At 59.4% G+C, this 22,866-nt stretch carries 20 protein-coding genes and 1 riboswitch; of the genes, 12 read left to right on the forward strand and 8 right to left on the reverse strand.

Annotated features, from left to right (window positions below; translation table 11 throughout):
- Window positions 1-24 precede the first annotated feature (24 nt).
- Window positions 25-519, forward strand: a complete 495-nt coding sequence (locus tag ACFFT4_RS25280; RefSeq protein ID WP_378051754.1) for an RpnC/YadD family protein — start codon at window positions 25-27, stop codon at window positions 517-519.
- Between the two features lie 79 nt (window positions 520-598).
- On the forward strand, window positions 599-1,297 hold the full coding sequence (locus ACFFT4_RS25285) for an SDR family oxidoreductase (RefSeq protein WP_378051755.1): 699 nt from the start codon (window positions 599-601) through the stop codon (window positions 1,295-1,297).
- 105 nt (window positions 1,298-1,402) lie between these two features.
- Here ACFFT4_RS25285 and ACFFT4_RS25290 read toward each other — a convergent pair whose 3' ends face one another.
- Window positions 1,403-2,941: a VanW family protein gene (locus ACFFT4_RS25290; RefSeq protein ID WP_378051757.1), complete on the reverse strand. Its 1,539-nt coding sequence runs from the start codon at window positions 2,939-2,941 to the stop codon at window positions 1,403-1,405.
- 423 nt (window positions 2,942-3,364) lie between these two features.
- On the opposite strand from ACFFT4_RS25290, the gene ftsE reads away from it, so the two are divergent.
- From ftsE to ACFFT4_RS25325, 7 genes are all read left to right on the forward strand, one after another.
- The gene (gene ftsE / locus ACFFT4_RS25295) at window positions 3,365-4,051 is read left to right on the forward strand and encodes a cell division ATP-binding protein FtsE (RefSeq protein ID WP_378051758.1); all 687 of its coding nucleotides are present in this window, start codon (window positions 3,365-3,367) and stop codon (window positions 4,049-4,051) included.
- The gene (gene ftsX / locus ACFFT4_RS25300) at window positions 4,041-4,958 is read left to right on the forward strand and encodes a permease-like cell division protein FtsX (protein WP_378051759.1); all 918 of its coding nucleotides are present in this window, start codon (window positions 4,041-4,043) and stop codon (window positions 4,956-4,958) included. The genes ftsE and ftsX overlap by 11 nt, the downstream gene beginning before the upstream one ends.
- Before the next feature lie 45 nt (window positions 4,959-5,003).
- The gene (locus tag ACFFT4_RS25305) at window positions 5,004-6,173 is read left to right on the forward strand and encodes a murein hydrolase activator EnvC family protein (protein WP_378051761.1); all 1,170 of its coding nucleotides are present in this window, start codon (window positions 5,004-5,006) and stop codon (window positions 6,171-6,173) included.
- 176 nt (window positions 6,174-6,349) lie between these two features.
- On the forward strand, window positions 6,350-7,825 hold the full coding sequence (locus ACFFT4_RS25310) for a S41 family peptidase (RefSeq protein WP_378051763.1): 1,476 nt from the start codon (window positions 6,350-6,352) through the stop codon (window positions 7,823-7,825).
- A gap of 222 nt (window positions 7,826-8,047) precedes the next feature.
- Window positions 8,048-9,469, forward strand: a complete 1,422-nt coding sequence (locus ACFFT4_RS25315; RefSeq protein WP_378051765.1) for a PDZ domain-containing protein — start codon at window positions 8,048-8,050, stop codon at window positions 9,467-9,469.
- 46 nt (window positions 9,470-9,515) lie between these two features.
- Window positions 9,516-9,625, forward strand: a riboswitch (guanidine-I (ykkC/yxkD leader).
- Between the two features lie 125 nt (window positions 9,626-9,750).
- The gene (locus ACFFT4_RS25320) at window positions 9,751-10,089 is read left to right on the forward strand and encodes a DMT family transporter (RefSeq protein WP_378051766.1); all 339 of its coding nucleotides are present in this window, start codon (window positions 9,751-9,753) and stop codon (window positions 10,087-10,089) included.
- Window positions 10,089-10,409: a DMT family transporter gene (locus ACFFT4_RS25325; protein ID WP_378051768.1), complete on the forward strand. Its 321-nt coding sequence runs from the start codon at window positions 10,089-10,091 to the stop codon at window positions 10,407-10,409. Before ACFFT4_RS25320 ends, ACFFT4_RS25325 begins: the two co-directional genes overlap by 1 nt.
- 18 nt (window positions 10,410-10,427) lie before the next feature.
- On the opposite strand, the gene ACFFT4_RS25330 is transcribed toward ACFFT4_RS25325, so the two are convergent.
- The 5 genes from ACFFT4_RS25330 to ACFFT4_RS25350 form a co-directional block, all read right to left on the reverse strand.
- Entirely contained in the window at window positions 10,428-12,092 is a 1,665-nt protein-coding gene (locus ACFFT4_RS25330) for an alpha/beta fold hydrolase (protein ID WP_378051769.1), read from the reverse strand.
- Between the two features lie 45 nt (window positions 12,093-12,137).
- Entirely contained in the window at window positions 12,138-12,827 is a 690-nt protein-coding gene (locus ACFFT4_RS25335) for an SdpI family protein (RefSeq protein ID WP_378051770.1), read from the reverse strand.
- Window positions 12,811-13,098: an autorepressor SdpR family transcription factor gene (locus tag ACFFT4_RS25340; protein ID WP_378051771.1), complete on the reverse strand. Its 288-nt coding sequence runs from the start codon at window positions 13,096-13,098 to the stop codon at window positions 12,811-12,813. Before ACFFT4_RS25340 ends, ACFFT4_RS25335 begins: the two co-directional genes overlap by 17 nt.
- Window positions 13,099-13,437: 339 nt before the next feature.
- Window positions 13,438-14,559: a TFIIB-type zinc ribbon-containing protein gene (locus ACFFT4_RS25345; RefSeq protein ID WP_378051772.1), complete on the reverse strand. Its 1,122-nt coding sequence runs from the start codon at window positions 14,557-14,559 to the stop codon at window positions 13,438-13,440.
- 177 nt (window positions 14,560-14,736) lie between these two features.
- Window positions 14,737-15,888, reverse strand: coding sequence for an SPFH domain-containing protein (locus ACFFT4_RS25350; RefSeq protein ID WP_378051773.1), 1,152 nt, complete (start codon window positions 15,886-15,888; stop codon window positions 14,737-14,739).
- 344 nt (window positions 15,889-16,232) lie between these two features.
- Between ACFFT4_RS25350 and uvrB the strand changes: the two genes are divergently transcribed.
- Both uvrB and uvrA read left to right on the forward strand, forming a co-directional pair.
- Entirely contained in the window at window positions 16,233-18,233 is a 2,001-nt protein-coding gene (gene uvrB, locus ACFFT4_RS25355) for an excinuclease ABC subunit UvrB (RefSeq protein ID WP_378051774.1), read from the forward strand.
- 157 nt (window positions 18,234-18,390) lie between these two features.
- Window positions 18,391-21,249 carry an excinuclease ABC subunit UvrA gene (uvrA, locus tag ACFFT4_RS25360; protein WP_378051775.1) on the forward strand — a complete coding sequence of 953 codons (2,859 nt, stop codon included), beginning with the start codon at window positions 18,391-18,393 and terminating at the stop codon, window positions 21,247-21,249.
- Between the two features lie 198 nt (window positions 21,250-21,447).
- Here uvrA and ACFFT4_RS25365 read toward each other — a convergent pair whose 3' ends face one another.
- Both ACFFT4_RS25365 and ACFFT4_RS25370 read right to left on the reverse strand, forming a co-directional pair.
- Window positions 21,448-21,972: a hypothetical protein gene (locus tag ACFFT4_RS25365; protein ID WP_378051776.1), complete on the reverse strand. Its 525-nt coding sequence runs from the start codon at window positions 21,970-21,972 to the stop codon at window positions 21,448-21,450.
- Window positions 21,973-22,054: 82 nt separating this feature from the next.
- Window positions 22,055-22,207: a hypothetical protein gene (locus tag ACFFT4_RS25370; RefSeq protein WP_378051778.1), complete on the reverse strand. Its 153-nt coding sequence runs from the start codon at window positions 22,205-22,207 to the stop codon at window positions 22,055-22,057.
- Window positions 22,208-22,607: 400 nt separating this feature from the next.
- On the opposite strand from ACFFT4_RS25370, the gene ACFFT4_RS25375 reads away from it, so the two are divergent.
- Window positions 22,608-22,817, forward strand: a complete 210-nt coding sequence (locus tag ACFFT4_RS25375) for a hypothetical protein (protein ID WP_378051779.1) — start codon at window positions 22,608-22,610, stop codon at window positions 22,815-22,817.
- Window positions 22,818-22,866: the final 49 nt, after the last annotated feature.

The following is a 22,866-nucleotide window of genomic DNA, read 5'->3' on the forward strand; positions in this document are numbered from 1 at the left end:
TGATGGAGCACCGTGTGAACAGAAATGTTCCCGCACGGCGTGAAGGAGGGGAAAAGGAGAACTGACCGAGTAATGTCGAAGATTCTCCTTACCTATTCCTATAAAAGAGAAATGCGTTCGGCCTATTTGCGAATGCTTTTACGGCTCAGATACAAACTCGACGACGCGCGAATGGCGCTTTTGATGTCGGTGGCGGATTTATATTTCGAGCCTAATCAGGCCGAGGACGAGAAGCTGTTGGACGAAATATTGAAAGACTATCCGGAGGAAAGGGTGAAGATGATGGAGCTCATGCCCGATTGGAAGCGTTGGGGGTACGAGGAAGGGATTCAAGAAGGCTTGGAAAAAGGAAAACCCGAGGGAATTGCCGAAGGAATTGCCGAGGAGCGCGCCTCGATTGTCCGTCGGATGATCGCCAAAGGATTTACTCCGGGACAAGTGGCGGATACCCTCGAAATTCCGCTAGTCGAAGTGGAGAAGCTTCGTCTGGCTGAAGCTGCTGTCCAAGATCGGGAATGAGCAGGCCGGGTTGAGCCAGCGCCAACAGGAAAACGATGAAGGTAATTGACATAACAACAAGTTGGGAGCAGAGACAACGATGAAGATATTGATTACCGGAGCAAGCAGAGGAATCGGATTGGAGTTGACGAAGAAGTTTGCCGAGCAGGGGCACGACGTCATCGCGGCTGTGCGCAATCCAGCGACGGCGGACAAGCTTGCGAGCTTGAAGTCGGCATGCGGCAGCAAAATAAGCGTTGTCGAACTCGACGTTGCGGACGAGAGTTCGGTTCGGACGGCCGCGCAGCGGGTGGAGGCGTCCCATGGTCATGTGGACGTCCTTATCAACAACGCCGCCATCGCGATCGGCCGGAAGGATGGCGTGGAGAACGCCGCGCTGGACGACTACGAAGCGACGTTTCAGACGAACGTGTTCGGTCCCGTGCGAGTGTGCAAGCACTTCATTCCGCTCCTCCGCAAGAGCGAGCGGGCGATGATCCTCAATATGTCGTCCGCTTCCGGAATCATTCAGGACGTCCGAAGCCCGGACTACTCCTACGGGATGTCCAAGGCTGCGCTCAACATGTTCACCGGCAAGCTGCGGCACGAGCTGAGCGGCACCGGCATCACCGTCTACGCGATTCACCCCGGCTGGGTTCGCACCGACCAGGGCGGACCGGAGGCTCCGCTGGACGTCTCCGAGCCGGCCCGGCAAATTTACGAGCTCGCCGCCGGACTGCGCAAGCCGGATCACGAAGGCTTCTTTATTCACGCCGACGGCTCCAGCCTTCCGTTCTGAGGCAAGGCGTTTCGGAGCGGCAAGCGGCGATCGAGCCGGGCTTCCGGCGATTAAAACAGCTGTTTTGAGAGGGACTGGCTCCGCGAGGAACCAGTCCCTTCGCGCTCACACCGGCTCGACAAGCGCGCCGTCCTCGACGCCGTCGCCGGGAATGGGCGTCTCTTCCGGAGCCGGGGCGTCCGGAGCGGGAACCGGGCCCGCATCGGGTCCGCCCGGCGCTTGGCCGGCGCCCGGAGGCAGCAGCCGCGGATCGTCCGGATGAACGGCGATCAGCGCGTCCTGCGTGCGATACGTATCCTTGGACAGCCTTTTGCGCTCCGCGAATTTCCCGTCCACCAGCTTCACCAGGAACGCCTCGACGACATAGCCGTTTTCGCCCTTTTGCAGCAGTGTCTGCTCGCCGAGCGCGACCGTCGGGTCGGCGACGTAAACCGTTTTCGGCGGATTGATCTTCAATTGGTCGGTTTCCGTCTGGTAGGACACCCGTTCGTCCATCGTTCCGAACAGCTTTACCGTAACCGTTTTGTCGGCGACGACGGTGCGGATGAGCAGTTGTTTGCCGGTGGAGTTGCGAAACTTGAAGTTGACGTAGCCGTCCGCGAACGTGGCGTCGAGTCCGCGCGGCAGGTAGCTGACCGGCAGGGAGTGGTTGCGGCGCTCGACGATCTCGAGACCGGCCAGCAGCGCGGCGTTGTACAGCGTGCTCGACACCTGGCAGATGCCGCCGCCGATTCCGGGCGTCAGCTTGCCGTTCAGAATGACGGGAGCTTCCATGTAGCCGTATTCCTTCTCGGCTTTGGCGACGATTTTGCCGTATTCGAACACTTCGTCCGGCTGCAGCAGCGTGTCGTTGAGCGCGAGCGCGGCCGCGGTCACGTTGTGGGAGCGGCCTTCTCCGCTCGTGGCGAATGAGGTGGCGAATTCGGCGATTTTGCGCTCGAGTCCGTCCTCCTTCAGCTTGGCGACGGTAATTTCGGGCGGGGTCTCGACGATGTCCGCCCGGACGAGCCGTACCGATCCGTCGATGTCCGCAAGCGAAGACGGCGCCAGGCTTTCGATTTTCCGCAAAGCGGCGGACAGCTCGATTCCCCTTCCCATTTTTTCCGCCCTGTAGACGACATGGTCCGTTTCGTCGATCGTCCGGCTGGCGTCCGCCGCCCGTTCCCGAACGAGCGCTCCCCAAGCCTGCCTGGCCGCCTTCTCCAGCAGCGCCGAATCCCAGGTCCGAACGAGCTCGAACGCCGGGCCCCGCTCACCGTATGCCCGCCGCTTCGCCCGCTCCCACCACGAAAAGTTTTTATAGCGTTCGATGGCCCGGATCGCCTCGTCGGCGCCGACCCGCAAGCCGAGTTCCCCGAGCGTCAAAGCCGGAATGTCCGCATCGCCGGCCGAGCTCGCGCTAAGGGACCCGTCGGAAGACGTTCCCAGGCTGTCCGGGTCCAGCGAGACGGCGATCGATTCCATCGCGGTCAGTCGGGAGCGGATCGTCGCCAGCGCTTCCTCGGGCGAACGGCCGCCGAGCTCGAGACCGCCGACGCTGAAGCCTTCCGGCAGCGATTCGTCGCTTCCGTAGCTCATCGCGCCGCCGACTCCGGCCCCGATCAGCAGCAACATAACGAGAATAATCCATCCTGCCTTTTTCATGCCGCAACTCCTTTTGCTTCAGAGCACAGGCTTCTTATTAGAAGCTTCTGCGTCCACGCCGTTTTTTACCCGCTATTCGTCGGATTGGAGGCTTTGCGAGCGACTGTAAAATGTTTCTAACCCTTTATACGGCGATTTTTCCGATTTGTTCTTGATTCGGACCGTATAAAATTCGCTGTCCTTTTTTGAAACGTCTCCGACAAAAATGCGATGGAGCGCCGAGAGGACGCCGAAGGCGTTTTGGCTTGCCGTCAAAAATTAAAAATTTCTAAAAAATAGCTAAAGACCGCTTCCAATAAGGTTCCCGGCGTCTCGCGCGCCGGAAACTTCGACAGATTTCCCGGGCAATTGATCGACAAAGAGAGGAAATTCAGGCATGATGTCGAAGTATCTTAAGTCTGAATCTTAACAGGAAGTGATACCGTGATTGAAATGCATGACATCTGGAAGACCTATCCGGACGGCACGACGGCTCTTCAAAGCATCAACCTGGTGATCGACCGGAACGAATTCGTTTACATCGTGGGTCCGTCCGGCGCGGGCAAATCGACCTTCATGAAGCTGATTTACCGGGAGGAATACCCGTCGAAAGGACAGATCTCGGTCAACGGCTTTAATATAGGAAAGCTCAAGCATCGCAAAATCCCTTACGTCAGGCGCAACATCGGAGTTATTTTCCAGGATTACAAATTGCTGCCCAAATTGACGGCGTTCGAGAACGTAGCGTTCGCGATGGAAGTCATCGAGACGCCGCGCCGGCTCATTCGCCGCCGTACGATGGAAGTGCTGGAGCTTGTCGGTTTGAAGCACAAGGCGGGCAGCCTTCCGGCCCAGCTGTCCGGGGGAGAGCAGCAGCGGGTCGCGATCGCTCGCGCGATCGTGAACAATCCCGCGGTGATCGTGGCGGATGAGCCTACGGGCAACCTGGACCCCGATACGTCCTGGGGCATTATGAATTTGCTGGAGGAGATCAATTTTCGCGGCACGACAATCGTAATGGCTACGCATAACAAGGAAATCGTGAACACCATGCGCAAGCGGGTCATCGCCATCGAGCGGGGAACGATCGTACGCGACCAGGCGAGAGGAGAATACGGCTATGAAATTTAGCACGATTCTCCGGCATATTCGGGAAGGCTTCAAGAACGTCGGCCGCAACGGCTGGATGACCTTCGCGTCCATGAGCTCCATCGCCGTCTCGCTGTTCATTCTCGGCGTATTTATGCTGCTGACGATGAATATCAACAAGCTGGCGGATCAACTGGACAGCCAGGTGCAGATCAACGTCTACCTGCAGACCGATACGACGGAGGCGAAGGCGGAGGAGATCGAGAGGCAGATCAAGCGCATTCCTGAAGTCAAGACCGTCACCTTCGTCTCCAAGGCGGAAGGCCTGGAACGCTTTCGCGACAGCATGGGCGAAGAGGGGCGCGCCGCGCTGGACGGCTACGACGAGGAGAACAATCCGCTGCCGGATTCCTTCGAGGTCGAAGCGTTCGATCCCCAGCAGATTTCCTACATCGCCAAGCAGATCGAAGCGATCAACCTGACCGATCCGGAGAAGGCGATCGAGCGGGTGAAATACGGGAAGGACACGATCGAGAAGCTGTTCAGCATCACGAACGCGGTCCGCAACATCGGCATCGTGATCGTGCTGGGCCTGACCGTAATGGCGATGTTCCTCATCTCGACGACGATCAAGATGACGATTATCGCGAGGCGCCGGGAAATCTCGATCATGAAGCTGGTCGGGGCGACGAACAGCTTTATCCGGTGGCCGTTTTTTATCGAAGGGGCGATTATCGGATTTTTCGGTTCGCTGCTGAGCGCGGCTATTCTGATGTTCGGATATTCGCAGCTGGTCGAGTCGACGAGCGCGACGATCGGGTTGTATATGATTCAGTTTGCGACGATGGACGAGGTTTTCAGCAGTGTCGGCGGGGCGATCGTCGGCCTGGGAACGCTGCTCGGGATATTCGGAAGCACGATTTCGGTTCGCAGATACTTAAGGGTATAAAACGATAATCGGGAATATGTCCACCATTTCCGGAGGAGGAGCCTAGTGAAGAAGAAGCTGTTGCTGTTGATCGCGATGCTGTTGGTTGTCGGGATAGCCGTTCGGCCCTATGACGGACAAGCCCAGTCGGAGCTGGACAAGATCGAGCAGGATCTGAAGCAGCTCAAGAACGACATGGATCGCGCGGCCCATAACCAGAGATACGCGGAGAAGACGGTTCAAGAGCTGACGGGCAAGCAGGAAGCGACGCAGGGAGACATCGAGAAGCTGTTGGCCCGGATCGAGGCGGTGCAGCTGAGGCTGCAAAATACGCAATTGAAAATTGCCCAGGCGGAGGAAAGGCTCATCCAGACGGGAGTGGAGCTGGAGAACGCGATCAAGCAGCGCGACAATCGCGACCAGCTGATGGCTTCGCGGGTCAAGATGGCTTATACGGCCGGTCCGGTTTCGTTCCTGGACGTACTGCTCAGCGCGGCGAGCTTCTCCGATTTCCTGGACCGGTTCGACGCGGTGGAGGCGATTGCCGCCCAGGACCGCAGCATCCTCGACGAGAAGCAGAAGTACGCGGACGAAGTCGCCGCTTTGAAGCTGCAGAGCGAGCAGGAACTGGAAGAGATTCGCCTGCTGTACGAGGAGATCGAGCAGCACAAGGCGTCTCTGGAGCAGGAAGAGAAAGACAAGGAAGTGCTGATCGCCAAGCTCTCGGTGCAGATCGAGGAGCTGGAGGAGATCAGCGAGGAGTCGGCCAAGCAGCTCACGGAGCTGGCGAAACAGGCGTCGGCGCTGGAAGCGAAGAAGAATCGAATCAAAACCTATTACACGGGCGGCAAGCTGGGCATGCCTCTGAAGTCGGAATACCGGCTGTCCTCCCCCTTCGGATATCGGATTCACCCGATTACCGGCAAGAAAAAGCTTCATGCCGGCATGGATATGGCCGCGCCGAAAGGAACGCCGATCTACGCGGCCGAGACGGGCGTCGTTATCGTGGCCCAATCCTGGAGCGGGTACGGCAACTGCGTCATTATCGACCACGGCGGCGGCTTGTGGACGCTGTACGGCCACATGAGCGAGATTTTGGCCAAGAAGGGCGATACGGTGAAGCGCGGAGAGAAAATCGGACTGGTCGGCTCAACGGGGCAATCGACGGGCAATCACCTGCACTTCGAAGTCCGCAAAAACTCCGAACCGGTCGATCCCGCGCCTTACTTGAAGTAACGGACCAGAGGCAGCCGATCCTCCGACGAGTCGTCGGGGATCGGCTGTTCTTCTGCCCGGGGTTCATCGTCCCATGGACGCCTCAGGCGCTTGTGCTTGGGTTGACGATGTTCGTCTAGATGAACTAAGCTTGTCATAATCTAGTGATAATGGCGATTTTTCGGGGAGTGGGTTGCGTGTTGTTCAAAGGCCGCACGGTCGCGGCGATGCTGGCGCTGACGGCGATTGCCGCCTGCGTCGCGACGTATGCCGTCCTTGAATTCCCGAGCCGGAGCCGCGGGGCGGGAGGACAATTGGCGAGCGGAGACCTCGGACAAGGGCAGGGAGGCCTGCGCCAGGAGGAGCTCGAGAAGCTTAATAAAGCGATGAACCTGATCGAACAGCGTTATCTTCATCCTGCGGACCGCAAGAAGCTGCTTGACGGAGCGCTGCAGGGCATGGTCGAATCGCTGAAGGACCCGTATTCCGTCTACAAGCCGGAGGACGAGGCGGAGGAGTATATGGACGCTCTGCAGGGAGCGTTTACCGGCATCGGCGCCGAGCTGAGAGTCGAGAACGGCGCGGTCATCGTCGAATCGCCGATTCGCGGCTCGCCGGCCGAGAGAGCGGGCCTCCAGCCGCGGGACGTGCTGCTGTCCATTAACGGCGAGAGCTTGTACGGCCTGTCTCTGAGTGAGGCGGTCGCCAAGATCCGGGGACCGAAGGGCACGAAAGCGAAGCTGAAAGTGCAGAGAGCGGGGCGGACGACGCCTCTGGATCTGGAGCTGGTCCGCGACCGAATCGATCCGGAGACGGTGAGCTCGGAGATCAGAGAGGACGGCGTCGGGCATCTGTTCATCAATCAGTTTACGAGCGAGACGGCCGCGCAGGTGGCGGAAGAGCTTGCCTCGCTGGAGCGCCAGGGGATGAAGGCGCTCGTCATCGACGTCCGGAACAATCCGGGCGGGTATCTGCAGTCGGTCGTCGAAGTCGCCGATCAGCTGCTGGAGCAGGGCAAGCCGATCGTACAATCGGAATATCGCGACGGCCGGCGCAAAGTGGACGTTGCCGAGAACGGAGCGAAGCACGGCAAGCTGTATCCGCTTGTCGTGCTGATCAATCAGGGCAGCGCCAGCGCTTCGGAAATTTTGGCGGGCGCGCTGAAGCAGTCGGCGGGCGCGCTGCTGGTTGGCGATACGACCTACGGCAAAGGTACGGTTCAGGTTCATTTCAACGGCGAACTGGGCGACGACAGCATCCTCAAGCTGACGGTGTACAAATGGCTGCTTCCGGACGGAACGTGGATTAACGAGCAGGGGATCGAGCCGGACATCCCGGTCGACCAGCCCGCTTATTTCCTCGCTTGGCGGCTGCCGCGGGACCGGGTGCTGAAGCTGGACTCGACCGGCGGGGACGTCGAGAATTTGCAGACGATCTTGGAGGGCGTCGGCTACCCCGCCGATCGCCGGGACGGCTATTTCAGCCAGCGGACGAAGGAGGCCGTCGAACGCTTCCAGCTGGACGAATCGCTGCCGGCGACCGGAGAGGTCGACGCCGGGACGGCGCAGCGGCTGGAGGAGAGGCTGTACTCCGCCATTCAGGACCGCGCCAACGACGCCCAATGGCAGAAGGCGCTTGCCGAAGCCCGCAAGCTGGCCGGTTCGTCGGAATAACCATAAATCGGCAGCGCTCGCAGCGAGATCGCGAGAAGGATTTTACCGGCCGCCGTCGAATACCAATTAGGAGGTTGACCCCTGGTCAGCTTCCTTTTTTCGGTGATTCGGCCAGCATGAAGTTCGTTATCCTTTTCCGAATCACCTCCGACCAAAACGCGATTCTGCGTCGAGAGGACGCCGAAGGCGTTTTTGCTTGCGCGAAGGAAGGAGGAGAGAAGCGTGGCAGATCTTCTGGATGTGCTGAGGGAAGCCGGGCAAGCCGCAATCGGCCTGTTCACTTTCCCTTATTTCTATATTGCGATCGCGCTTGTGTGGTGGCATGCCCGCCATACGGTTAATTTGCAGCGCCGACTGTATCACGTCCGGCTCTACGGAACCTTGCGGTTGACGCTGACGAGGGTCGGAGCGGGACTTGCCGCAGGAGCGGCCCTGTCCTTGGCGGGGCTGGGGGCCGGCGCGGCGCTGAACGGCGAGACGCTGATGTTCGTCTGGATCGCGCTGGGCGTGCTGGCGTTGTTCCGCTTCCGGTATATTTGTCTGGCTTATGCGGCCGGCGCGCTGGGCTTGCTGCAAAGCGCGGCGGAATGGACGGGCTTCGGCGTCGCCGAAGGCACGGCGGCCGAGGCGCTGCGCATTCTGCTGGCCATCGATGTTCCCGCGCTGCTCTTCATAGCCGGACTTCTCCATATTGCGGAAGGCTTGCTCGTCCGCTTGCAGAACAAGACGCTGGCGATTCCGCTGTTTCTGCAGGGGAAAAGGGGCAAAGCGATGGGCGCTTACGCCGTCGCCGGAGTCTGGCCCGTTCCGCTGCTGTGGCTCGTTCCTTCGTCGGACGGAGGCTTCTCCCTGCCTTGGGCGCCCTTGTTCGGAGGCGACGCGGCGGCCTGGAGCCTGCTGGCCTTCCCGGTGCTGATCGGCTTTGGCGACCGGACGTCGGCCTATTGGGCGGAGCGCAAAGCGAAGACGTCCGGCAATTGGCTCATGCTCTACGGAGCGATCATCGCCGCTTTGGCCGTCTGCGCTCTCTATTGGCCGCCTCTGGTCGCGATCGCTTCGGCGGCGGCGTTCTTGCTGCACGAAGGCTTGCTCTGGATCGGCAGGCTGGCGGAAGCGGGCAAAGCTCCGCTGTATTCCCAGGACGGCACGGGGGTAAAAGTGCTGGCGGTCCTGCCCGGCACGCCTGCGGAAGAGCTGGGTCTGCAGGCCGGCGAAGTCATCAAGAAGGTTAACGGGACGTTCGTGAGAAACAAAGAGGAGCTGCACGCCGCTCTGCAGCTTCAATCGGCTTACTGCAAGCTGGAGGTCGTTAACCGGGAAGGTCACGTCAAGTTTCTGCAGCGGGCGCGTTACGAGGGAGAGCATTATCAGCTGGGCGTCATTCCGGCTCCCGACGACGTCGAATTCGTCGCTTCGCCGCGTTCCGCGTCGATCTGGCAGGGACTGAAGGGAGCGGGAGCGCGCCGGCTGCGCAATTCTCCCACGATGAGATACGAGGAAGCGCGCCGCGAAGCCGAGCTCGCGGCCGCGGAGCAGGCGGCGGCTGCGCAAGCCGCGGCGGAGGAGGCCGCGAGAGCGGAGAGAGAGCGGGCCGAGCAGGAGGCCGGACTTCCTCCGCGGGCTCAAGCGCGCATGAAATCCTGACCTTGACAGCGGCCCGAGGGTCTAGTATTTTGATAATAATCATCAGGAATAGGGTCCCTAGGGTTCCACGGCGCGGACGGCGCCGGTTCGGTCCGAGAGGGAGCGCATCCGCCCGCCGGGGCAGGATGGACACGGAGGGATAAAAGCCCGGGAGTATCGATGACGACCCGCGACGCCTGCGAAGGCTCGCGAAGGTCCTGCGATGCTCCGGGCTTTTTTTGTCGTTGCGGCGCGCCCGGGCGCGTCGGCGGGACACACTATATTCGGAGGTGCTTGGAATCATGAATCGTTCTTGGCTGCTGCTTCTGGCCGCGGGATTGTGCGAGGTCGGATGGGTGTCCGGCTTGAAGCACGCGTCGAACGCGGGAGAATGGGCTTTGACCGCTCTCGGAATCGTGCTTAGCTTCGCGGGGCTGCTGCGGGCAACGAGAGACTTGCCCGTAGGCACGGTATACGCCGTGTTCACCGGCATCGGCGCGGCGGGTACGGTGCTGGCCGAATCTTTGTTTTTCGGGGCCGAATGGAATGCGATCAAGCTGGTCTTGATCGCCGTGCTGATCGTCGGCATCGGCGGGCTGAAAATGACGACGGATGCCAAACCGAAGGAGGCGAGCGAATAATGGCCTGGATCGCGCTTGTTTTCGCGGGTTTGTTCGAGGTGGTCGGCGTGCTGGCCATGAATCGGTTAAAAGAGAAAAAAGACAAGCTGAGCTTCCTCCTGCTTGTCTTGGGCTTCATCGTCAGCTTCGGATTGCTGTCCGTGGCGATGAGGACGATATCGATGGGCACCGCCTACGCGGTATGGACCGCGATCGGCACGGTCGGCGGGACGCTCGTCGGCATGCTGCTGTACGGAGAGTCCCGCCAGGCCCGGAGAATCTTTTTTCTCGCGGTGGTCGTCGTTGCCGTCGTCGGATTAAAGGTGCTTGGCGACGAATAGCAATCCGTTCCGTTAAGGTTAAGGGCGGTTGATCCAATCGGCGATATCCTGAACGACCTGCGCTTCGACCTTGCCGTCCGCGCTCTTGGCGAAGAAGTGGTTCAAGCCCGGATACAGCTTAAACGAGGCTTTATCGTTATTCTTCAAAGCTTCCTGCCACTGAACGTAATCCTTATCCGCGTATACTTGAACATCGGCTTCTCCTTGCAGCACGAGCACCGGTTTGGTCAGCTTGGCGGCGATCTGGTCGGCACCGCGGCTGTCCATTTCCTTGAAATAGTAGGCCGGAATGCCGAACACGGTTTGCGCTTTGGCCTCTTCGTCGGTTAGGCCGGCCAGGGCCAGCGCCTTCTCGAATTCGGCGGCGACCAGCGCTTCGTTGGCGGCCTTCGCCGGATCGCCGTCGTCCATCGCGGCGATTAACGCCGCGTTCTGATCCGCGATGATTTCCCATAACGTCCGCGGAGAACCGGCGAGAATGGCGAGCCCGGCGAAATCTCCGCCGTCGGCGTCGATGCGGGGCGCCAGCATGCCGCCCAGGCTGTGTCCGACCACGTACACCTTCGACGCGTCGATCCGGCTGTCGGCCTTCAGCAGCTTTGCCGCCGCGACGGCGTCGTCAATCGTCTCGTCTTTCACAGTGAACGACGCGAGCATGTCCGGAGTCAGGCTCTGTCCGTGAACGTAGGTTCTCTTGTCGTAACGGAGAACGGCGATGCCCTGCTCGGCAAGTCCCCATGCGAGATCGCGGAACGGCTTGGCCAGTCCGACGGTTTCGTCGCGGTCGTTCGGGCCGGAGCCATGTACGAGGACGACGGCCGGCAGAGGGCCGGAAGCGCCTTTCGGCAGCGTCAGCGTGCCGGGCAGCGGATATTTCGTGCCTTCTCCGACGATAACCTCTTCCTCGATCAGACTGGCCGGAGTCTCGGCTTGTTCCGCTATAGGCTTCAACCATAAGCCGGATACCTGGTTGTCGGCGTTAAGGTTAAGGCTCAGAATCGCTTTCGCCTTGGCGAACGAGAGCTGAACGACGAATTGTTGCTGGTCGGGAGTTTCGGAGGTTGCCTGGTTCACCTGCGTTCCGGTCAGCTCTCCGGAGGTCGCCGTCGTCTGCTCCCAGCCGGCTTTCAGCGCTTCGACCGGTACGGATTGTTTCATCGTATCGTCGAAGTAAAGATCCGATAACTGCTGATATTCGCCCGCGACGAGCCGTTCGACGATCGCGCGCACGACGGCTTCTGTTTGCTCGGGGGTGAAAATAGCGGCGGTCGCGGTATCTTCCTGAACGGCGGTGCGCAAGCCGAGAGCGCGTTCGAAGAAGGATAGCGGGACGAACATGCGGTTCGACTTGACGGCCGCATCGGCGCCGAATTCAATCGGGCTTCCGTCCGCGAGGCGCGCTTGGTTGCTGCCGGACTTAACGATTGCCGTTCCGGCGGGGCCATAAAGCGCGGCTTCCTTGGAAGCGGGAAGGTATTCGACCTTGAGGCCGAGCGCCTGCGCCGTCTGACGGAGCGGCAGCATCACATCGCTGCCGAGCTTATACGGCTGGGCATCGGGGAATGAGATCGTCCGATTGTCGATGCTCAACTTGTAGGCGGCGGTCTCCGCCGCGGATGCCGACAACGGCATCGAGGACAGAATCAGGGCGGCTGCGGTTGCGAGCAAGGCGGTTTTCTTCATGGTTTATCGTACCCTCCGTATAGTGGATTTGGCGTGCGGTCCAGCTTAATCCCGGGAATTCTTGCGAAAGATCAGGTAAGAGTAGAAAGCGGGCACCAGCGCGCTGACCAGGGCGCACGTCAGCAGAATTCCGATCGACCAGCCTTCCGGTGCCAGCCAGGCCGACAGAAACATGACGATGCCGGCGACGAACCAGATGCGCCCTCCCAGCCGATGGGTCAAGCGCCAGTTGCGTTCGTCCATCAATGCCCAAGGCGTGCGGATTCCGATAAAAAAGTTGCTGCGCACCTGCCCCATCCGATTGCCGATGACGATCCACAGCAGACCCATTCCGCCAACGAGCAGATTGAGCATCGGCAGCGTATACCCGATATTGTCCAAAATCATGAGTACCAGCACGGAGTGGAGGAAAAGGCTGATCGCCCAGCGCATCACGTAATAGTAGCTCTCGAACCGGGCATAGTTGCGTTTGCGGGGGTCCACGTATCGCATGACGGACAGCAGCGCCGGCAGCGCGATCGTCAGCGCGGCGTTCAGGAGCCAGAAGCTCCATTTGGCCATCGTGCGGTCGGCTTCGCCGTTTACATTGTAGTGGGACGCTACGATCTCGGGAAGCCTGTGGTTAAACGCCAGGAACAGCGCGATGAAGATCGCGGCGTTGGCCGCGAGCAGAATCCAGTCGTTTTTCGACCAGATGCCCGGTTTGTTGTCGTTGTTGTCAGTGAGATTCGTCATGGGGATTCTCTCCTTTAGCGCCGATCATGCCGAGAAACCAACCCATGGCTTCCTGCATTACGGTCATATTGATGGAGTAGATGATGCTCTGGCCTTGCCGTTCGTCCTGTACGAGTCGAGCCTGCTTCAGAATGTTCAAGTGATGCGAGATGCTCGGCTTCGAGATGTCGAAATGTTCGGCGATATCGCCGGCCGACAGGTCGCGGTCCTTCAACAGCTGCAAAATTTTCCGTCGTGTCGGGTCCGACAGCGCCTTGAAGGCGTCGTTCATGGGCGGTTCCCTCCTTCCGTGAAGGGCATGTGGGTGTGTGTGGATCGATATTTAGACCATTATCTAAATCTTATATTTAGATGATAAGCTAAATATTAAAATGAGTCAACCGTCCGGCGCAAAAGTATCGCAAATTCCGTCTCCCTGAGTGAAGTGCAGATGGGTGAAGGGGGAAGGGGAAGGGACTGGAATGAGATAAAGTCGAGCCGCCATAGCACCGCCCCACGAGCTAATCTTCGGCAAACTTCCCGCTGTCACATCTTTTTCCAGGCACATCAAAAAAACGCGAGGCTCGGCGTTTGAGCCGAATTCGCGTTTTGCGGGCGTTGCCCGAGGTCACTATGAGGTTGAAGCGAATATTTCCGGGTGGCTTGCGATGAACCAGATGACGACGCCGGCGACGCCCAGGCAGAGCAGCGTGAACAGGGTGATTTTGAAGGCGCTGCGCGGAACGCGTCCGGAGACGGTGCCGGTCTGGCCGTTCACCATATAATAGTAAGTCTTCGATTTGTAGATATAGTTGGCGTTCCACACCGGCAGCAAAAGATGCTTATACGTGATGGCGTCGTAGGTCGTCCGTATGCGAAGGTTGCGAATCTCGTCGCCGCCGATTACCGTCCGGATCTCCGATTGGATCGTCGAGTCGGCCCGGCTCTGCGCCTTCTCCCAGCCTTCCTCGCGGGTGACGGAATATCGCTCCGAGATGTACCCGCTCAGGTACTCCGGCTTGTAGCCCTCCAGCTCCTTCAGTCTGAAATCCCCCAGCTTCTTCAGCAAGTCCGAGTTGTAGTGCCCCGACGCCGGGATGAGAATGTCGTCGAAGCTTCTGCCGTAATCGCCGCGAGTCGGATGCCAGACGGTATATCTCTCGGTGGCGGTATACGTTTCTCTCTTGCCGTTCACGACCCTTGTCCGGGTCACCTGGCGGTAATGGTAAATGCCGACCTCCGCGGAGTAGACGGAGTAAGTGTCGGTATCGTAGGTCCAGTAGGGGATGTAGATTCCGTTCAGCTGCGAATCGACGTCCGCTCTCTTGAAATCGTTGGGCATAAACAGCTTCTTTTTCTTCCAGCGGGCAAAAGAGGAGAGAGCCGCGTCGCGCGACACCTGGAACGGGACGAGCGATTCCGGACGGATGCTGCGGACGTTCTCCTGGCTCAGCACCTTGGGGGAACCGCAGAAGACGCACGTGGAGGTCGTCTGTCCCGCCGGAATCAGCGTTTCCCCTCCGCACGTCTCGCAGTGAATCGCCTGCTGCCGGGTGCCCCAATCCTGCAAGCGGTCCAGGTCCTCCTCGCGGCCATCGCGAAAAGGATGCTCCACCGGCTCGTCGAGCACCTTCTCGATCTGCTGCGTTGCGCCGCAGTATTGGCATTTCAGGTTTTGGCTTTCCGCGTCGAAGACCATCGGCCCCGCGCAGTTCGCGCAAGGGAAGCGGATTGCAGTCGTTGCGTCGCTCATCGGTGCGCCTCCGGCTCGGGCGTGTATGCAAACCCGCTTAGGGGCATCTTTCACCGCCTTTTCGCCCCCTGCTGCGTCACTTTTGCTTGACGTACCTCCGGTACGCCTTCACAAAAGTTCCTTGCATGGAACGAAAATTCGGCAATATCTGCTGTCCTCGGAGGTTGCATACACGCCCTAGATTTTACTTCCGCATTCGGAACAGAATTTCGCGTTTTCGTTCAGCCGGCTGCCGCATTCCGAGCAGAATTTCTTGCCGCCCGACGTTTGCCCCTCAGCTTCCCCCGCCGGACCTTGATCCGACCCTCCGGCTCCCGAAGCCGCCGAGCCTTGCCCCATAGAGCCTTGCCCCGAAGCCCCAGCTCCCGAGCCTTGCCCTGTCGGGCCCTGACCCGCCGACGATGCCGCCGAAGCTCCCGACGATGCCGCGCCGCCGCCCGAGCCCTGCTGCTGCTCCGCCGGACGGTTGTTCATCTGCTGGAACATCTGTCCCATCATCTGCCCCATCGCCATGCCCGCGCCCAATTCGGCGCCGGCTCCGGCCGCGCCGCCGCCCGGATTGTTGGCGGCTTCGCGGAGCGCTTCCGCCGTCTGGTACTTCATATATTGATCGAGGTTGCCGGCGATGTTCATCGACGACCTGCGATCGATCATCTGTTCGACCTCCGGCGGCAGCGACAGGTTCTCGATCGTCACGTTCGTCAACGCGAGCCCGATCGCCGCGAAATTTGGCTGCAGCTTCTCCGCCGCCATCCGTCCGAGCTCGTCGTAGGAGCTGGCCAGATCCAGCACCGGAATGCGCGCTTCGCCGACCAGATCGCTGATGCCGGACACGACCGCCGCTTTCAGGAAGCCGGTAATGCCCGCGGTCGTGAACTCTTTTTTCGTACCGAAAATATCCCGTAGAAACACGACCGGGTCCTGAACCCGGAACGAGTAGTTGCCAAAGCCGCGCATCCGGATCATCCCGAACTCGGGATCGCGCATAATGACGGGATTCGTCGTGCCCCATTTCTGATCGGTAAAGGTCGTCATATTAAGGAAATATACGTCCGATTTGAACGGAGAGTTAAAGCCGTGCTTCCACGAATTGAGCGCGGTGAGCACCGGCAGGTTTTGCGTGCTTAGCGTATAGGTGCCCGGACCGAACACGTCGGCGATCTGCCCTTCGTTGACGAAGATCGCGGCCTGGGATTCGCGGACGATGAGCTTCGCGCCCATCTTGATCGCGTTATCGTAGGCGGGAAAGCGGTAGACGAGAATTCCCCTGTCGTCCAGCCACTCGATCACTTCGATAAATTGTCCTTTAATGAAATCAAACAAACCCATGCGCCACACTCCCAATCTGCCCCCGACGCGCGGGCGGCGATATCTTTAACGATGCGAATCGTTAGCGGTCATAAACGTCGCGGCGCCCGATCGTAAAGAGGCGCGAGCCGTCTATGCATATGCTTTTATCCTATCATAAATAAGCGGACTTCTGTCGCAAAATCGTCAAAATGCGCGTCCGCGAGGAGGGGCTTCGGTCCCTTTTGACGGTGCGCGGGCAAACCGATATAATGGATGGGAACACACATTCTGATGACGGAACGGGCAGGCAAACGATTCGAACAGCCGAGCGAGCGGAACGTCCGGTCGGGCACGGCTGCGGATGCGAAAGGAGCAACAAGCAGATGGCAGAAACGGAGCTGTTGAACAAACCGTTTAAGCTGGTATCGGAATATTCGCCTTCCGGCGACCAGCCGGTAGCGATCGGACAGCTGGCGGAAGGCGTTCTGGCGGGCAAGAGGCATCAGACGCTGCTCGGGGCGACGGGCACGGGGAAGACGTATACGATCGCCCAGACGATCGCCAAGGTGAACCGTCCGACGCTCGTGATCGCGCACAACAAGACGCTGGCGATGCAGCTGTGCAGCGAATTCAAGGAATTTTTTCCGGAAAACTCGGTGGAATATTTCGTCAGTTACTATGATTACTACCAACCCGAAGCTTATATTCCGTCCACCGATACGTATATCGAGAAGGACTCCAGCATCAACGACGAGATCGATAAAATGCGGCACTCCTCTACGGCGTCGCTGTTCGAGAGAAGAGACGTCATTATCGTGGCCAGCGTGTCCTGCATTTACGGTCTCGGTTCGCCCGAGGAGTACCGGGATCTCCGGCTCAGCCTGCGGGTGGGAATGGAGAAGTCGCGCAACGCGATTTTGCACAAGCTGATCGATATTCAATACGAGCGCAACGATCTCAACTTCGTTCGGGGCACGTTCCGCGTGCGCGGCGACGTTATCGAGATTTTCCCCGTGTCGCGGGGAGATTCGGCCATCCGCGTCGAGATGTTCGGCGACGAGATCGAGCGCATCACGGAGATCGACGTGCTGACGGGCGAGATTACGGGCGAGCGGGAGCACGTCGTCATTTTCCCGGGTTCTCACTTCGTAACCGGCGAGGAGAAAATGAAGCGCGCGCTCGTCAACATCGAGCGCGAACTGGAGGAGCGGCTGGTCGAGCTGAGGGAGCAGGGCAAGCTGCTGGAGGCGCAGCGGCTGGAGCAGCGCACGCGCTACGATCTGGAGATGATGTCCGAGATGGGCTTCTGCTCCGGCATCGAGAACTATTCCGGACCGATGACGTTCCGCGAACGCGGAGCGACGCCGTATACGCTGATGGACTTCTTCCCGGACGATTTCGTCGTCGTTATCGACGAGTCGCACGTGACGCTGCCGCAGATCCGGGCGATGTACAACGGCGACCAGGCCCGCAAGACGGTGCTCGTCGACCACGGCTTCCGCCTGCCTTCGGCCAAGGACAACCGGCCGCTTCGCTTCGAGGAATTCGAGCAGAAGGCGAAGCAGCTGATCTACGTTTCCGCGACGCCGGGACCGTACGAGCTGGAGCATTGTCCGACCGTCGTCGAGCAGATCATCCGGCCGACGGGGCTGATCGATCCGATCATCGAGGTGCGCCCGACCAAGGGGCAGATCGACGACCTGCTCGGCGAGATCCGCGACCGGATCGCCAAGGACGAGCGCGTGCTCGTGACGACACTCACCAAGAAAATGTCCGAGGATTTGACTGACTATATGAAGGAAGTCGGCATCAAGGTCAATTATCTGCACTCCGACATCAAGACGCTGGAGCGGATGGCGATCCTGCGCGACCTGCGTCTCGGCACGTTCGACGTCGTCGTCGGCATCAACCTGCTTCGGGAAGGTCTCGACTTGCCGGAGGTCAGCCTTGTCGCGATTCTCGACGCCGACAAGGAAGGCTTCCTGCGCTCGGAGCGCTCCCTGATCCAGACGATCGGACGCGCGGCGCGGAACGCGGAAGGCCGGGTCATTATGTACGGCGATCAGATCACCGATTCGATGGATCGGGCGATCAGCGAGACCGAACGCCGCCGCGCGATCCAGCTCGAGTACAACGAGCGGCACGGCATTACGCCGCAGACGGTCGTGAAGAAGGTGCGGGACCTTATCGAGGCTACGAGAGCCGTGGAATCGAAGCGTTCTTATCTGGCCGGCGCCGAGGATCTGAGCAAGCTGTCGAAGAAGGATCGCGCATCGGTCATCGAACGCCTGGAATTCGAGATGAAGGAGGCGGCGAAGAGCCTGCAGTTCGAACGCGCGGCAGAGCTTCGCGACGCGCTGCTCGAGCTGAAGGCCTCGATGTAGGAGAAGCCGCTCCTGCAATTTCCTTACAAATCTATTTGCAAGGCTGCCCGCAGTCCGGTATAATATACGGGAACGTATATTCCTATTCGGAGTGCGACTGCGGACGGCCAAGCTGGAAGAGCAGCCCCCGCCTTGTCGCGAAAGGGGCTTTTTCGTTTTGGCTAACGAGAAGATCGTCATCAAGGGCGCCCGCGCCCATAACTTGAAGAATATCGACGTTACGATTCCACGCGACAAGTTCGTCGTGCTGACCGGGCTGTCCGGTTCGGGCAAGTCCTCGCTCGCTTTCGACACCATCTATGCCGAGGGGCAGCGCAGATACGTCGAGTCGTTGTCCGCTTATGCCCGCCAGTTTCTCGGCCAGATGGACAAACCCGACGTGGATTCCATCGACGGCCTGTCTCCGGCGATTTCCATCGACCAGAAGACGACAAGCCGCAACCCCCGTTCGACCGTGGGCACGGTGACGGAGATTTACGACTACCTGCGTCTCATGTACGCCAGGGTCGGCAAGCCGCATTGCCCGGATCACGGCATCGAGATTACATCCCAGACGGTCGAGCAGATGGTCGACCGCATTATGGAATATCCCGAGCGCACCCGCCTGCAGATTCTTGCGCCAATCGTATCGGGCCGCAAGGGCGAGCATACGAAGCTGCTGGCCGACGTTCAGAAGCAGGGCTTCGTGCGCGTTCGCGTGAACGGAGAGATCCGCGATCTCTCCGAGAAGATCGAGCTGGAGAAGAACAAGAAGCATTCGATCGAGGTCGTCGTCGACCGGATCGTCGTGAAGGAAGACGTGCAGACGCGGCTCGCCGACTCGCTGGAGATGGCGCTGAAGCTGTCCGGCGGTCAGGTGCTCGTGGACGTCATGGACAAGGAAGAGCTGATGTTCAACTCCAATCTTGCCTGCCCGGTGTGCGGCTTCTCGATGGATGAGCTGGCTCCGCGGATGTTCTCCTTTAACTCGCCGTTCGGCGCGTGTCCGGAGTGCGACGGTCTCGGCGTCAAGATGATCGTCGACCCCGAGCTGCTCGTTCCCGACCGCTCGAAGAGCATCGAGGAAGGGGCTTTCGAAGCCTGGGCGGGCAGCACGTCCAACTACTACCCGCAGTTTCTGGGCGCGGTGTGCGCGCACTATGGCATTCCGACCGACGTACCGGTCGAGCAATTGCAGGACAAGCACATGCAGCTCATTCTGTACGGAACGGGCGGGGAGCGCATCCGCTTCCGCTACGAGAATGAATTCGGCCACACGCGCGATGCCCAGGTTCCGTTCGAGGGCATCGTCCACAATCTGGAGCGCAGATATCGCGAGACCGGTTCGGAAGGAATCCGCGAGTTTATCGAGGCTTATATGTCCGCCAAGCCTTGCGGCAAGTGCCGCGGCCACCGTCTGAAGAAGGAAGTGCTGGCGGTAACGGTCGGCGGGGAGAACATCGCCCACGTCACCTCGTTGTCCATCGGCGAGGCGCAGCGCTTCTTCACCGGTCTCGAGCTGACCGAGAAGGAGCTGTCGATCGCCAACCTGATTCTTAAGGAGATTAACAATCGGCTCGGCTTCCTCGTTAACGTCGGTCTCGAATATTTGACGCTGTCGCGCGCGGCCGGCACGCTGTCCGGCGGCGAAGCCCAGCGGATTCGGCTTGCGACGCAGATCGGTTCCAGTCTGATGGGCGTGCTGTATATTTTGGACGAACCGAGCATCGGCCTGCATCAGCGGGACAACGATCGGCTCATTCAGACGCTGAACCATATGCGCGATCTGGGCAACACGCTGATCGTTGTCGAGCACGACGAAGACACGATGATGGCCGCCGACTGGATCATCGACATCGGACCGGGAGCGGGCAAGCACGGAGGAGTCGTCATCGCCGAAGGAACGCCTTCGGAGGTGATGGAGATCGAGAACTCGCTGACGGGCGCTTATCTGAGCGGCCGCAAGTTTATTCCCGTTCCCCTGAACCGCCGCCAGCCGAACGGCAAGTGGGTCGAGATCAAGGGCGCGAAGGAGAACAACCTGAAGAATTTGAACGCCAAGTTCCCGCTCGGCGTATTCACGGCGGTCACCGGCGTGTCCGGGTCCGGGAAGTCGACGCTCGTCAACGAGATTTTGTACAAGACGCTGGCGCGCGACTTGAACAAGGCGAGAGTGCGTCCCGGTCAATACAAGGAAATCGTCGGTTTGGAGCATCTGGACAAGGTGATCGATATCGACCAGTCCCCGATCGGACGGACGCCGCGGTCCAATCCGGCGACGTACACCGGCGTATTCGACGACATCCGCGACGTGTTCGCGATGACGAACGAGGCCAAGGTTCGCGGCTACAAGAAAGGCCGCTTCAGCTTTAACGTCAAGGGCGGACGCTGCGAGGCGTGCAAGGGCGACGGGATCATCAAGATCGAGATGCATTTTCTGCCGGACGTCTACGTGCCGTGCGAGATTTGCAAGGGCAAGCGCTATAACCGCGAGACGCTGGAAGTCAAGTACAAGGGCAAGAACATCGCCGATGTGCTGGAGATGACGATCGAGGACGCGACGGAGTTTTTCGTCAATCTTCCGCGCATCCACCGCAAGCTGCAGACGCTGATGGACGTCGGTCTCGGCTACATGGATCTCGGCCAGCCGGCGACGACGCTGTCGGGCGGCGAAGCGCAGCGCGTCAAGCTCGCGGCCGAGCTGTACCGCCGCAGCACCGGCAAGACGCTGTACATTCTCGACGAGCCGACGACGGGACTTCACGTCGACGACATCGACCGGCTGCTGCAGGTGCTGCACCGCCTCGTCGATTCCGGGGAGAGCGTGCTCGTCATCGAGCACAACCTCGACGTCATCAAGACGGCGGACTATCTCGTCGACCTCGGCCCCGAAGGCGGCAGCGGCGGCGGCACCATCATCGCCACCGGCACGCCGGAGGAGGTGGCCAAGGTCGAGAAGTCGTACACGGGCAAGTATCTAGGCCCGGTTCTGGAGCGGGACCGCGCCCGCACGGAAGCGGCTATGTCGAAGGCTTGAGCCCATGTTTTATGGAAATAGAGAGCAAAGCGCATGGAATGGAGAGAACACAAAAGAGAGCAGGCCGCGCGCCTGCTCTCTTTTGTCCACGATACAGAATGTATAAGTTTCACCCTTATCCTTGTCTGTAGCGTCTCCGACAAAAACGCGTGCGCCGTCCTATGGACGCCGCAGGCGTTTTTGCTTGCCGACCAACGACTAGGATTGAGCCGAAGGGCTGATCAGCGTCAGAAGCTGCTTTTGCAGCCTGACGATATTTTGCTGGTTCTGGAGAATTTGCCGCTTCTGCTTTACGATCGCCTCCAGATCGCTTTTGGCGTCGACCCATTGCTTGTTCTCCGAATGCTCCCGAAAGCTGTCCCAGGATTCGCGTTTGCGGTCCCGCATGTCGTGGATCGCTTCCTTGGACACCCTCATTTTGTCGATCAGCTGCTTGGCCGGCTTTTTCAGCGAATTGCGCTTCTCCGTCGTCAGAGTCTTGCGTGCTTCCCTGATCTGCTCGTTCTGGGATTTCATCTGCCGGAACAGATTTTTCTGCTCCGTTCTGATCTGATCGAGCTGCGTCTTCAGCGCTTGAATATCTGCAGGCAGCGCGCTCCAATCGATGCTCGGCTTGTCCGACCGCTCATGGCGGTGAGGCTCGCCGGGATGGGCGGAGGCAAGCGTCGGAACGGCAACGGCCAGGGCGGTAAGCGTCAGCAATGCGTACAGGAAACGTCTCATCTTGTGGTCCTCCCAGTTCATGGATTCTCCTTTAGTATGGTCAAAACGAAGCTTTCCATTCTTTGGAACCGGGCAAAAAACGTCAGCTTTTCGATTCCGGGCTCTCCGGATCGGCTTCGTATGCGATCAGGCTGATCGTGTGGCCGACGCTATCGGACAGCTTGCGTTCCGTCTTTCTGACCTCTTCAAGTTCCTCGGGCTTCAGGACGGCGAGGGTAAAATTCGGCTGCTCCATGCGAGGACCTCCTCTCCTTTTCGTATAGTATGGGACAACGCGGGCCGCTCCAATCGCCGTCCGAACAGGGGAATACGATCCCGGTCGCTTACGGATACTAGGGCGTGTATACAAACCCGCTCAGGGGCATCTATCACCGCCTTTTCGCCCCCTGCTGCGACCCTTTGACGTACCCCCGGTACGCCTTCACAAAAGTTCCTGGCATGGAACGAAAATTCGGCAATATCTGCTGTCCTCGGAGTATGCATACACGCCCTGGGGGAGGCTATGCTGAACGAACTCGTTCTACGAATGTGTGACAAAGTTGTTACGACAGCAACTTCGGACTTGCAACCGCGGCGTTCAGAAGCTAACATAGGTAAAGATGGGTTCATTAGGTCAGATAAAGGAGGTCCCCTTTATGTTTCTAGCCGAAGCGGCAACGGAAGCTGTGGAGAGCACATACTCGCACTTCGATATTTTCATGCTGGTGTTCACGGTTCTCATTGCAATCGGTTTAGTGCGTCTGCTGATGCAGAGGCCTCGTAAAAACGTGCTTGCAATCGGATTTGCCACGGTCTGTCTTCTCGTATTCCTTGCGGCGGATTATAAGATGATTAGCGGCTGGTAAGAGGATACGACTATACATAAACGAGCTCGGGGCCATGCCTTGGGCTTGT

Source organism: Cohnella cellulosilytica, assembly GCF_042431195.1.
Lineage (GTDB): Bacteria > Bacillota > Bacilli > Paenibacillales > Paenibacillaceae > Cohnella > Cohnella cellulosilytica.

Coding starts and splice junctions, on each gene's coding strand:
- ACFFT4_RS25365 (WP_378051776.1), bottom strand. CDS start 21,972: ATGAGACGTTTCCTGTACGCATTGCTGACGCTTACCGCCCTGGCCGTT.
- ACFFT4_RS25280 (WP_378051754.1), top strand. CDS start 25: ATGTTCCCGCACGGCGTGAAGGAGGGGAAAAGGAGAACTGACCGAGTA.
- ACFFT4_RS25340 (WP_378051771.1), bottom strand. CDS start 13,098: ATGAACGACGCCTTCAAGGCGCTGTCGGACCCGACACGACGGAAAATT.
- uvrB (WP_378051774.1), top strand. CDS start 16,233: ATGGCAGAAACGGAGCTGTTGAACAAACCGTTTAAGCTGGTATCGGAA.
- ACFFT4_RS25290 (WP_378051757.1), bottom strand. CDS start 2,941: ATGAAAAAGGCAGGATGGATTATTCTCGTTATGTTGCTGCTGATCGGG.
- ACFFT4_RS25375 (WP_378051779.1), top strand. CDS start 22,608: ATGTTTCTAGCCGAAGCGGCAACGGAAGCTGTGGAGAGCACATACTCG.
- ftsX (WP_378051759.1), top strand. CDS start 4,041: ATGAAATTTAGCACGATTCTCCGGCATATTCGGGAAGGCTTCAAGAAC.
- ACFFT4_RS25330 (WP_378051769.1), bottom strand. CDS start 12,092: ATGAAGAAAACCGCCTTGCTCGCAACCGCAGCCGCCCTGATTCTGTCC.
- ACFFT4_RS25285 (WP_378051755.1), top strand. CDS start 599: ATGAAGATATTGATTACCGGAGCAAGCAGAGGAATCGGATTGGAGTTG.
- ACFFT4_RS25370 (WP_378051778.1), bottom strand. CDS start 22,207: ATGGAGCAGCCGAATTTTACCCTCGCCGTCCTGAAGCCCGAGGAACTT.
- ACFFT4_RS25320 (WP_378051766.1), top strand. CDS start 9,751: ATGAATCGTTCTTGGCTGCTGCTTCTGGCCGCGGGATTGTGCGAGGTC.
- ACFFT4_RS25350 (WP_378051773.1), bottom strand. CDS start 15,888: ATGGGTTTGTTTGATTTCATTAAAGGACAATTTATCGAAGTGATCGAG.
- ACFFT4_RS25345 (WP_378051772.1), bottom strand. CDS start 14,559: ATGAGCGACGCAACGACTGCAATCCGCTTCCCTTGCGCGAACTGCGCG.
- ACFFT4_RS25325 (WP_378051768.1), top strand. CDS start 10,089: ATGGCCTGGATCGCGCTTGTTTTCGCGGGTTTGTTCGAGGTGGTCGGC.
- ACFFT4_RS25335 (WP_378051770.1), bottom strand. CDS start 12,827: ATGACGAATCTCACTGACAACAACGACAACAAACCGGGCATCTGGTCG.